At 65.1% G+C, this 10,241-nt stretch carries 11 protein-coding genes; 1 reads left to right on the forward strand and 10 read right to left on the reverse strand.

From position 1 onward, the window contains the following. The 7 genes from hemC to B2W70_RS07775 all read right to left on the reverse strand — a co-directional run. Window positions 1-861, reverse strand: an 861-nt coding sequence (gene hemC, locus B2W70_RS07745; protein WP_286744471.1) for a hydroxymethylbilane synthase, incomplete at its 3' end; no start/stop codon positions are given. 34 nt (window positions 862-895) lie between these two features. Continuing rightward, window positions 896-1,627, reverse strand: a complete 732-nt coding sequence (locus B2W70_RS07750; RefSeq protein WP_058088057.1) for a flagellar brake protein — start codon at window positions 1,625-1,627, stop codon at window positions 896-898. A gap of 12 nt (window positions 1,628-1,639) precedes the next feature. Further along, on the reverse strand, window positions 1,640-1,987 hold the full coding sequence (locus tag B2W70_RS07755) for a flagellar protein FliT (RefSeq protein WP_058088056.1): 348 nt from the start codon (window positions 1,985-1,987) through the stop codon (window positions 1,640-1,642). Continuing rightward, window positions 1,984-2,448 carry a flagellar export chaperone FliS gene (fliS, locus tag B2W70_RS07760; RefSeq protein WP_058088055.1) on the reverse strand — a complete coding sequence of 155 codons (465 nt, stop codon included), beginning with the start codon at window positions 2,446-2,448 and terminating at the stop codon, window positions 1,984-1,986. The genes B2W70_RS07755 and fliS overlap by 4 nt, the downstream gene beginning before the upstream one ends. A 108-nt stretch (window positions 2,449-2,556) precedes the next feature. After that, window positions 2,557-4,005 (reverse strand): flagellar filament capping protein FliD, encoded by a 1,449-nt coding sequence (gene fliD / locus B2W70_RS07765; RefSeq protein ID WP_058088054.1) that lies wholly within the window; start codon window positions 4,003-4,005, stop codon window positions 2,557-2,559. Window positions 4,006-4,129: 124 nt separating this feature from the next. Continuing rightward, on the reverse strand, window positions 4,130-5,071 hold the full coding sequence (locus B2W70_RS07770; RefSeq protein ID WP_058088053.1) for a flagellin: 942 nt from the start codon (window positions 5,069-5,071) through the stop codon (window positions 4,130-4,132). A 251-nt stretch (window positions 5,072-5,322) separates the two neighbouring features. Then, window positions 5,323-6,261: a flagellin gene (locus B2W70_RS07775; protein WP_286744476.1), complete on the reverse strand. Its 939-nt coding sequence runs from the start codon at window positions 6,259-6,261 to the stop codon at window positions 5,323-5,325. A 381-nt stretch (window positions 6,262-6,642) separates the two neighbouring features. On the opposite strand from B2W70_RS07775, the gene B2W70_RS07780 reads away from it, so the two are divergent. Then, the gene (locus B2W70_RS07780) at window positions 6,643-8,565 is read left to right on the forward strand and encodes a glycosyltransferase family 41 protein (RefSeq protein ID WP_286744478.1); all 1,923 of its coding nucleotides are present in this window, start codon (window positions 6,643-6,645) and stop codon (window positions 8,563-8,565) included. 93 nt (window positions 8,566-8,658) lie between these two features. Here B2W70_RS07780 and B2W70_RS07785 read toward each other — a convergent pair whose 3' ends face one another. The 3 genes from B2W70_RS07785 to B2W70_RS07795 all read right to left on the reverse strand — a co-directional run. Next, complete coding sequence (locus tag B2W70_RS07785) at window positions 8,659-9,153, reverse strand: hypothetical protein (RefSeq protein ID WP_286744480.1); 495 nt, start codon at window positions 9,151-9,153, stop codon at window positions 8,659-8,661. A 135-nt stretch (window positions 9,154-9,288) separates the two neighbouring features. Continuing rightward, window positions 9,289-9,435 carry a hypothetical protein gene (locus B2W70_RS07790; RefSeq protein WP_286744482.1) on the reverse strand — a complete coding sequence of 49 codons (147 nt, stop codon included), beginning with the start codon at window positions 9,433-9,435 and terminating at the stop codon, window positions 9,289-9,291. A gap of 26 nt (window positions 9,436-9,461) precedes the next feature. Further along, window positions 9,462-10,241: DegT/DnrJ/EryC1/StrS family aminotransferase (locus B2W70_RS07795; protein WP_286744485.1), on the reverse strand; the 780-nt coding region annotated here is incomplete at its 5' end.

Raw genomic sequence — 10,241 nt, forward strand, 5'->3', positions numbered from 1 at the left:
CGGGCCTTGGCGTTGGGCCGAGACCAGGCGGCCATCGGCGGGGTGACCGAGGCGGCCTCTCAGGCGAAGGGTGGCCTGGCCGGCCTCATGGTGCCAGTCGCCGTGGGCAGCCAGGGGCATGGAGCAACTGCCGCCAAGGGCGCGCGAGACGGCGCGCTCGGCCGCGGTGGCCAACCAGGTGGGCGAGTGGGCGAGTTGGGCCAACGCTGCGGGCAGCTCGGTGTGCGTGGCGCGGATTTCCAGGCCCAGGGCGCCCTGTCCGGCAGCGGGCAGCATCACCTCGGGCTCGATCACCTGACGGATGCGGCTGGCCAGGCCCAGGCGCTTGAGGCCGGCGGCGGCCAGCACGATGGCGTCGTATTGGCCTTCGTCGAGTTTGCGCAGGCGGGTGTCGAGGTTGCCGCGCAGGGGCTCGATGCGCAGGTCGGGGCGCAGGGCGCGCAGTTGGGAGAGCCGGCGCAGGCTGGAGGTGCCCACCACCGCGCCCTGAGGCAGGGCTTCGAGCGAGTCGAAACGAGGGCAGACGAGCGCGTCACGCGGGTCCTCGCGCTCGAGCACGGCGGCCAGCACGAAGCCTTCGGGCAGCTCCATGGGAACGTCCTTGAGCGAGTGCACGGCCAGGTCGGCGCGGCCAGCTTCAAGGGCCACTTCGAGTTCTTTGACGAACAGGCCCTTGCCGCCCACCTTGGACAGCGAGCGGTCGAGGATCTGGTCGCCCTGGGTGGTCATGCCCAGCAAGTCGACCTGGCGGCCAAAGCGGCTTTGCAGCAGGTCGCGCACGTGCTCGGCCTGCCAAAGGGCGAGGCGGCTTTCACGGGTGGCGATGACCCAGGGGGTGGAGGGGGCGGAAGCGGAAGACATCCGCCGATGCTATCAGCGACGAGGGCGAGACCCGTCAGCCGGCCAGCACGATGCGGCGCTTCTGCGTCTGGTTGATGTAATGCTGCAGAGCGCGGTCTTGTCCATCGATCCGGGCGAACTCGCAGCCCAGTCGGGCCCCCCGGGTGTCCGGGTGCAGGGCGGTGCGGTAGTGGATCAGCAGGTTGACTTCGAGTTGCGTTTCGCCGTCAAAACGCAGCAGGCAGTCGTTGACCTGCACGCCGGCTTCGATCGCGGGGACGTTCTCGGGCAGGAACAGGGCCACACCACTGAGGCTGACGTCCAGCACGCGCAGGCTCACCTTCATGTCGGGCATGGCCGGGTGGCGGAAGGTGGCGGTGGGGCCGTGCTGCGCAAAGGGCTCGACCCGAAATGCGGAGCGGCGCTGAAAGCGAAACAGCTCGCTGGGCATGCGGGCGTTGAGCACGTCGTGCTGCTGGCCCTTGACCTGCACCAGGTCTTCCACGTCGAACTGCACCTTGATGCGATCGAGGTAGACCACAGCAACGATTTCTTCGCTCTCGAGCAGGCTGCGCAGCGAGGTGTCGGTGCTGTCGCCGCTGAACGAGATCACGCCTCTGGGTGCATCGATGCCCCACAGCAGGGTGGTGAAGCTCACGCCGTCCGGTGTGCTCAGGGTGACGAGGCAGCGCTCTGCTTCCATGCGCTCGAGCATGGCGGCGACCTCGGCGCTGGCCGAGAGGCGGAAGTCTTCGAGGCTGGCCTGACTGGCTCGGGACGTCTGCATGCTGGTGTCCGATCAGTGCATTTTTTCGGGGTCGGTGCCGCCGTTCATCATCGAGCCGAGTTCGTTGATCCAGGGCTCGGCCAGGTTGCGGATCTCGGCATCGTTGACGAGGATGCGTTGCATGATGCGCGACTTCAGCGCCTGCTCGGTCGGGCCCATCGGGTGGTCGGCCGAGGCATGCTTGAGGCGGGCGATCAGCACGGCGCAGGCGCCTTCGAGCTTGACGACGCGGTCCCAGTCGCCGGTGCGGGCGGCTTCGAGCATGCCCAGGCTGGCGTTTTCGATGGCTTCGTAATAGCTCAGCAGGTTGCCGGCCACCACTTCTTCATCGGGGGCGGTGATCAGTTCGGGGGCGTTCATGCGCGCACCTCCATGGCCATGCGCACGACTTCGGCGTTGGCCGGTGTGATGGCGCCCCAGGCTTCGCGGATCGGCTCCATCAGGCTGACGCATTCGTCGAGGGCCGATTCGTCGTTGCTCAGGTTCGCCTGGGTCAGGCGAAGGCACACGTAGGTGTAGAGGCTGTGCAGGTTGTTCGCCAGCTCGCCACCGGCCTTGGCGTCGAGGCTGGCCTTGAGGCCTTCGTCGACGATGCGGATGGCGCGGGTGATGGCCTTGGTCTTGCCTTCCACATCCTTCTTGCGCATGTGGCCGCGGCTTTCGGCAACGGCATCGAAGAAACCGTCGAGCAGCAGTTTGACCAGTTGATGCGGCGAGGCGCTGCTGATGCTGGTCTCGACACCCACTTGTCGGTACAGGCCGGACATCGAGCGATCACCGGCGGGGATGGGGCGGGAGAAGGGGCTGGCTGGTGCGTACATCTTCAAACTCTGCGGGTTGGTCCGTGTTGATTGAGTTATCGACGTTTGCTGACAAACCTTGATCACTCAGACCCAGGAAGAAGTGCCTATCCAGGCCCTACTTTGGGTTCAGGATTTGTTGAGCGCAGCCAACTGGGCGGTCACGTAGCTCTGCAGGCCGCTGAGCTTGCTGTAGCTGGCGTCCAGGGCGGTGTACTGCTGCCGCAACCGGGCTTCGAACAGGCCGGCGCGGTCGTTGATGCTGTCGATCTTGCTCGTGTTGCGCTTGATCGTGGCTTTGAGCCCATCGGTGCTGTTGGCGATCGCTCCGTTGGTGTCCAGGATCTGGGAGGCCAGGTTCTTGATGCGCTGGCCCATGCCGTTGTTGGCGGCCACCACATCGTCGCTGTTGGCGAAGTACTTCTGCATGTCCGCCAGCTTGCTGCCCATGGCGTCGTTGAACTTGCTGGTCGTCATCTTCAGCGTGCCGTCGGTGTTGGTCACGATGCCCATGTCGAAGAGCCTGGAGAACGACGCGGTGGCGGTGGAGTCGCTGGTGATCAGGTTGCGCATCTGGCTGAGCAGGCCGCGCGCGGTGGAGTCGCCCTGCAATGGCCCTGCCGTCTTGGATGCCTCGTCATACAAGGTCTGCACGCGGATGGTGCTGACCACGTTGTTGTAGGCCGAGATGAAATCGTTCACGCCTTTGCTGATGGCCGCGGTGTCGGTGGCGACCGTGATGTTGGCCGGCGTGGTGGTGGCCTGCTTGAGCGTGAGGGTGACGCCGTCCATCACATCGCTGAGGGTGTTGGACTCGGATGAAACGAGCAGGCCGTTGATGGTGGCCTCGGCGTTCTGTGCGCTTTGGCTGCGGGTCATGGCCGAGGTGCCGCCGGTCTCGGCGGTGTAGGCGAGTGCCGACAGGCCGGGCACCGCGCCGTTTTCAGTCACCGTCACCTTGAAGGCGTTGCTCTCGCCGTTGGCGCCGCGCATGACCAGGCGGCTGCCCGATGCGTCGTTGACGATCGAGGCCGTGATGCCGGCGTTGGCGCCGTTGATGCGGTCGCGGATTTTCTCCAGGGTGTTGTCGCCGGGGCCGATGGCGATGTCCACCGCCGTGGCGGCAACCTTGGCGTTGAAGGTGACGGCCGGAGGCGCCACGGCGTTGTTCGTGACGTAGGTGCCCAGCTCGATGCGCAGCGTGCCCTCGCCAACCGGGGCCGTCTTGCCAGCGGTGAAGGCATTGCTGGCCACCATCTGGCCCTGTGCCAGTTTGGTGACCGAGACAGCGTAGGAGCTCGCCGCAGCGCTGCTGGTGGTGCTCACGCCCACCGCGGCGTCGTTGCTGGAGGTGGCCGTGGTGCCTTTCCAGAAGTCGGACTGGGTCAGCTTGTTGGCCGCGTCCTTCAGGGAGGAAAAGGCGCTCTGGATTTTTCCCCACGTGGAAACCTTGGTTTGCAGCGTGGTGTTCTTGGTGGTGAGTGCGTCGGCGGGCTGCTTTTCGAGCGCCACCAGTTTGGTGATGACGTTCTCGTCCAGGCCGGTGCCGCTGACGCCAACTGAGCTGAGTGAGGGCATGATTTCTTCCTCTCAATGCAAGAGCGCCCGGAAGGCACTTTTGGCCACCCGGACGCCGTGCTCATCGGTGACTGGCATGAAAACTTGATGCTGTGTCGGGTCCCGGCGTGAAAAACGGGCGGAATCAGCGACCCAGGAGGCTCAAGACCTGCTGTGGCAGCTGGTTGGCCTGCGCCACCATCGCCGTGCCGGCTTGCTGCAGGATCTGGGCGCGAGACAGGTTCGCGGTTTCGGCCGCGAAGTCCGCATCCATGATCCGGCCCCGTGCTGCGGCCTGGTTTTCCACGCTGACTTGCAGGTTGGAGATCACGGCTTCGAAGCGGTTTTGCGATGCACCGAAGGAAGCGCGCTTGTCGTTGATCACGTCCAGCGCGGCGTCGATGACGTTGATGGCGTCGTCGATTTGCGAGGTCGTGGCGATGTTGGTGGCCACACCGGAGGCCGCGCCACCGATGGCCAGGCCGTTGGTGCCGTCCCAGTTGGCCGTCACGGTGGCCAGCAGGTCCTGATCGGCCGTGGCGCTGGTGGAGTCGACCACGGTGGCGGTGCCGGCGGTACCACCACCCAGCACGGCGCCTTCGATTTCGATGCGGTCGGTCACGTCGGTGCCGGCGCCCACCTGGAAGGACAGGGTGGTCGGGGCGCCCGAGTCAAAGAGGGGCTTGCCGTTGAAGCGCGCGCCGCCAACGGTGCGCGAGATTTCTTCCTGCAGCTGCTTGAACTCTTTTTGCAGGTTGGCGCGGTCGCCATCGCTGTTGGTGGCGTTGCGCGACTGGACTGCCAGTTCACGCATGCGCTGCAGGTTGTCGCCGATCTTGCCCAGCGCGCCTTCAGCGGTCTGGGCCAGCGAGATGCCGTCGTTCGCGTTGCGGATGGCGACATTCATGCCGCGCACCTGGGTGTTCATGCGTTCGGCGATCGCCAGGCCAGCGGCGTCGTCCTTGGCGGAGTTCACGCGCAGCCCGGATGACAGGCGTTGCATCGAGGTGGCCAGCGACGTCTGAGACATGTTCAGGTTGCGCTGTGCGTTCATCGAAACGATGTTCGTGTTGATCGTTTGGGGCATGTTGCACTCCTAAAGAATCGAGATAGTCCCGGCTCACGCCGGCCGGCTTTCTTGCAAAGCTGGCCAAAGATGCTTTCGGATTACCTCTGACCTGTGCCCTGATGTTCGACCAATTCGAGCCGAGGCAAAAACGGGATGTGAAGGCCTTTTTGCCCCTTGTTTCGATTCCTGTGCACCCAATGGAAAAGCCGCCCCGGCTGGGGCGGCTTCCGAGGGCGCCAGCGCGGTGGCTGGCGCGGGCTGGCTGAAGATCAGCGCAGCAGAGACAGGACCTGCTGAGGCAGCTGGTTGGCCTGGGCCACCATCGCCGTGCCAGCCTGTTGCAGGATCTGGGCTCGAGACAGGTTCGCGGTTTCCGTTGCGAAGTCTGCGTCCACGATCCGGCCGCGGGAGGCGGTCTGGTTCTCGATGTTGGTCTGCAGGTTCGAGATCACGGCTTCGAAGCGGTTCTGCGAGGCACCGAAGGAGGCACGTTGGTCGTTGATGGTGTCCAGGGCCTTGTCGATGACGTTGATGGCGTCGTCGATCTGCGAGGTCGTGGCGATGTTGGTGGCCACACCGGAGGCGGCGCCACCGATGGCGATGCCGTTGGTGCCGTCCCAGTTCGAGGTCACCGTGGCCAGCAGGTCGGCGGTGGCCGTTGCAGCGGTGGAGTCAACCACCGTGGCGGTGCCAGCGGTGCCGCCACCCAGCACGGCGCCGTCGATGTCGATGCGGTCGGTGGCATCGGTGCCAGCGCCCACCTGGAAGGACAGGGTGGTGGAGGCGCCGGATGCGAACAGGGCGGTGCCGTTGAACTTGGTGCCTTGAACCGTGCGGTCGATTTCAGCCTGCAGCTGCTTGAATTCCTTTTGCAGGTTGGCGCGGTCGCCATCGCTGTTGGTGGCGTTGCGAGACTGGACAGCCAGTTCACGCATGCGCTGCAGGTTGTCGCCGATCTTGCCCAGCGCGCCTTCAGCGGTTTGGGCCAGGGAGATGCCGTCGTTGGCGTTGCGCACCGCGACGTTCATGCCCTTGATCTGAGCGCCCATGCGCTCGGCGATGGCCAGGCCGGCGGCGTCGTCACGTGCGCTGTTGACGCGCAGACCCGACGACAAGCGCTGCATCGACATGGACAGGCTGGATTGAGAGGTGCTCAGGTTGCGTTGTGCGTTCAGAGCGACGACGTTGGTGTTGACTGAATTGCCCATGATGAGTTCCTTTGGCGATGATTACTACCCGGCGATAGCGCCGGCGAACAAGTGCTGGCTGTCTTTCGACGTTCCAGAGAGACCTGCCCGACGCTAGTCAGCCCATTCGCCTTCGTGGTGAGTCCACTCAGTGCTCTGGCCGGCTAACCGGACCCCGAAACCTTTCGATCCCGTTGGTTGGTGTATCGGACCGATCTGGCGCCTTCTTGAGTGTCTTTTTTCTCGTTTTGGGCGGGTCTTTGCACAGTGACTGCTTGACGTGTCCGGGAAATGCAGACCCTTTTCGGCGCACTTGTCGGGTTCTTTAGCCCCTCGTCTTCATAGACTTCGTAAAGCCCCGTGAAGCGTCTCGCGATGGGGCCTTGCCATCCGAGGAAGCCCATGAAAGTCGTCAGCCGACCCAAGTCTGCATCAACCCAGAAGGCCCGTCAGCACTGGGAACGCGGCGTCACCCTGTTGAAGGCGAAAGACTGGGTTCCTGCCCTGCTGGCCTTCGATGCCGCGGTCAAGCTGCAGCCCAACGACCCGCTGTATCGGCTCAACGCAGCGCGTTGCTGCCTGGAGCTGTCGCGTTTCGAAGAGGCTTTGAAGCATGCAGACCGAGCGGCCGAGCTGGAGGCAGGCTCCGAGGTGGCTGCTTTCATGCGCGTGCGCGCCATGCACCGCCTGCAGCGCAACACCGAGATCCTCCAGGTGCTCGCGGCCATGCCGGAGTCTCAGCGCAACACACGCGAGTACTGGGTGGCCAAGGGCTGTGCCTTGCAAAATACCGGCAAACACCAGGAGGCCATCCAGGCCTTCATGGACGCCATCATGTTCAGCATGGACGATGCCCTGTCGCACTACCGCATGGGCATTTCCTTTTATGAGCTCGAGCTCAAGGAAGAGGCGTCGGAGTGCTTTCGCACCGGCCTGGTCCTGGGGCTGGGGCCCAACGCCTTGCATGTGCACGGCATGCTGGCCTACGCCGAGCGAGAGAACTGCCGCTGGCCACAGGCAGCCGAGCAGGAAGCTCAGTTGCGCAACCTGGTGACCGCCGCGTCCGACGACGCCCGGATCATCACGGCCCCCTTTGCCCACGTGACGTTGACGGACGACCCGCTCCACCAGCGCAAGGCCAGCGCCATCATGTCCAACACCTGGCTGGGGCTCAAGCCCGTGGTCAGGCCGAGCCGGGCCTCGCATCCTCAGCGCCTGCGCGTGGGCTACCTGTCCAGCGACTTCCACCAGCACGCCACCTGCGTGCTGATGTGCGAGGTGTTCGAGCACCATGCCCGCGATCGCTTCGAGATCTTTGCCTACTCAACAGGCCGCGACGACGGCACGGCCATGAGGCGGCGCGTGATCAAGGCCGTCGAGCACTTCGTGGACCTGCAAGGCCAGCCCGACCACGTGATCGCACAGCGCATCGCCGACGACGACCTGGACCTGCTCATCGACCTCAAGGGCTACACCGCCGGCAACCGCATGGGCGTGCTGGCGCGCAGGCCGGCGCCGCTGCAAGCGGCCTTCCTGGGCTTTCCTGGCACCACGGGCGCGCCGTTCATCGACTACATCGTGGGCGACCCGCTGGTCACGCCGCTGTCGCACGCACCGAACTTCTCCGAGCACATCGCGCAGATGCCGCTGTGCTACCAGCCCAATGACCGCCAGCGCCCCCGCCCCCAGCCGATGACGCGCGCCCAGGTTGGCTTGCCCGAAGACGCGGTGGTGCTGTGCGGCTTCAACCAGGCTTACAAGATCAACCCCGAGGTGCTCGACACCTGGGTGGGTGTGCTCAAAGACTTGCCCGAGGCCGTGCTCTGGTTGCTTGACTGGCACGGGCAGGCCAAGCCACACCTGCTGGAGGAGCTGGCGCAGCGCGGCATCGGTGCCGAGCGCGTGTTCTGGGCCCCACGGTGGGACCTGGGTCCCCACATCAGCCGCGTTCGCCTGGCCGACCTGTTCATCGACACCTGGCCTTGCAACGCCCACACCACCGCCAGCGACGCCTTGTGGGCCGGCCTGCCCGTGGTCACGCTCATGGGGCAGACCTTTGCCTCGCGCGTGGCTGGCAGCCTGCTCAATGCCGTGGGCCTGCCCGAGCTGATCTGCACCGACACGCGGCAGTACCACCGCACCATCGTCGAGCTGGCCCGAGACCCGCAGCGCCGCCAGGCCATGCGCGAGCGCCTGGACCAGGCGCGCGAAGACAGCCCGCTGTTCGACAGCGCCCGTTTTGCGCGCGAGTACGAGGCGCTGCTGGTGCGCATGATCGAGCGACAACGCGCGGGCCTGGTGCCCGAGGCCTTGCCTGCGGCTTGACCACCCTTGCCCGGCGCGACGCCGGGTGCCAAGCGAAATGAGAAAGGCCGGGTCTCCCCGGCCTTTGTGCTTGTGCTGCCTGATCAGCGGCTGTCAGCGAAAGCTCAGGTTGGTGCGCTTGCCCTGCTTGACATGCAGCGCTCCCAGCAACTGGCTTGGCACCTCGACGTAGGTCACGTCGTTGATCTCGACGATCTTGTCGAGCACCTGGTCGATGCCGCTCTTGCGGCGCACCAGCAGGATGTCCGACCAGTCGGTGTTGGTGATCATCACGGGCATGAAGTCGGCCATCTTCATGAAGGTCAGCGTGGCTTCGAGCACACCCAGGTTCTGGCGCACGCCGGCGGGCGAGTGGCAGCAGTCGTTGAGCTGCAGCATGCCGTCCAGGCCGAGCAGGCTGTCATAGAACATCAGGTCGTCCAGCACCGACTCGTACTGGTGGCTGGCGTCCACGTAGATGTAGTCGAGCTTGCGATCGCCCAGCAGGGCGCCCAGGTGCTCGCGCGCCGGCAGGGTGGGGCTCTTGATGACGCTGGCGTGAGGCTTGTGCTGGAAGCGCTCGACGGCCTTGGCGTGCAGGCGGTCCATCGTGGCCTGCTCCGACACCGGTCCACCAAAGTAGTTGGTGAAGCTGTCGATGTCGTTGACCCAGGGGCGGTGGCGGTTGTTTCGGCGGTAGTCGTCAAAGGCCTGTGAGGACCAGGCGTCAACGAGGAACAGCTTTTACGGCGCGATGATCTGGTCGATCACCTCGGCGTTGCGGCCGTCCAGAACGCCCAGCTCGGCGGCCCAGGGTTTGGTGCCGACGGCGTCGAAGCACCCACGCACGATCTTGTAGATCAGGTCTCGGTTGTTGATCAGGACTTTCATGGGCGGGCTCCTATCTGGAAGGGGGTTCAGCAGCGCTGCAGCGCGTCAAGCAGGGTGTCGGAGACGAAATCGCATTGCTCGTCCGTCATCTCGTAGTAAAGCGGCAGGCGCAGCAGGCAGTCGGCAAAGCGGTCGCTGTGAGGCAGGGCGCGGCCGTCGTGCTGTTGCTGGAAGTAGGGGCTGCTGTGCAGCGAGAGGTAGTGAAAGACGGCGTGGATGCCGGCCGCACGCAGCTTCTCGAGCACGCAGGTGCGGTGTTCCAGCGAACGACACACGATGTAGAACAGGTGGCCGTTGTTGGTCGCCCACTTGGGGATGTAGGGCGCCTCGACCTCGTGGCGCTGCAGGGCGGCGGCCAGCTGGTCGTGATATCGCTTCCACAGCGCCTTGCGGCGAGCCTGGATGGTGTCGAGCACCTCCAGTTGCGCGTACAGGTAGGCCGAGACGATGTCCGAGGGCAGGAAGGACGAACCGATGTCCACCCAGCCGTACTTGTCGATCTCGCCGCGGAAGAAGGCGCTGCGGTTGGTGCCCTTCTCGCGGATGACCTCGGCGCGCGCGACGTGGGCCGTGTCGTTGATGGTCAGCAGCCCGCCCTCGCCAGCGATGACGTTCTTGGTCTCGTGAAACGAGAAGGCGCCGAACAGACCCAGGCTGCCCAGCGGCTGGCCCTTGTAGAAGGAATCGATGGCCTGGGCAGCGTCTTCGACCACGGCGATGCCGCGCTCACGCGCCAGCGCCAGGATCGGGTCCATGTCGCAGGCCACGCCGGCGTAGTGCACGACCACGATGGCGCGGGTGCGCGG

Origin of the sequence: Aquabacterium sp. UBA2148 (genome assembly GCF_002328915.1) — a bacterium.
GTDB lineage: Bacteria > Pseudomonadota > Gammaproteobacteria > Burkholderiales > Burkholderiaceae_C > Aquabacterium > Aquabacterium parvum.

What these genes read in the sequence shown, in the direction of transcription:
- B2W70_RS07750 (WP_058088057.1), bottom strand. Translation starts at nt 1,627, where the DNA reads ATGCAGACGTCCCGAGCCAGTCAGGCCAGCCTCGAAGACTTCCGCCTC.
- B2W70_RS07755 (WP_058088056.1), bottom strand. Translation starts at nt 1,987, where the DNA reads ATGAACGCCCCCGAACTGATCACCGCCCCCGATGAAGAAGTGGTGGCC.
- fliS (WP_058088055.1), bottom strand. Translation starts at nt 2,448, where the DNA reads ATGTACGCACCAGCCAGCCCCTTCTCCCGCCCCATCCCCGCCGGTGAT.
- fliD (WP_058088054.1), bottom strand. Translation starts at nt 4,005, where the DNA reads ATGCCCTCACTCAGCTCAGTTGGCGTCAGCGGCACCGGCCTGGACGAG.
- B2W70_RS07770 (WP_058088053.1), bottom strand. Translation starts at nt 5,071, where the DNA reads ATGCCCCAAACGATCAACACGAACATCGTTTCGATGAACGCACAGCGC.
- B2W70_RS07775 (WP_286744476.1), bottom strand. Translation starts at nt 6,261, where the DNA reads ATGGGCAATTCAGTCAACACCAACGTCGTCGCTCTGAACGCACAACGC.
- B2W70_RS07780 (WP_286744478.1), top strand. Translation starts at nt 6,643, where the DNA reads ATGAAAGTCGTCAGCCGACCCAAGTCTGCATCAACCCAGAAGGCCCGT.
- B2W70_RS07785 (WP_286744480.1), bottom strand. Translation starts at nt 9,153, where the DNA reads ATGGACCGCCTGCACGCCAAGGCCGTCGAGCGCTTCCAGCACAAGCCT.
- B2W70_RS07790 (WP_286744482.1), bottom strand. Translation starts at nt 9,435, where the DNA reads ATGAAAGTCCTGATCAACAACCGAGACCTGATCTACAAGATCGTGCGT.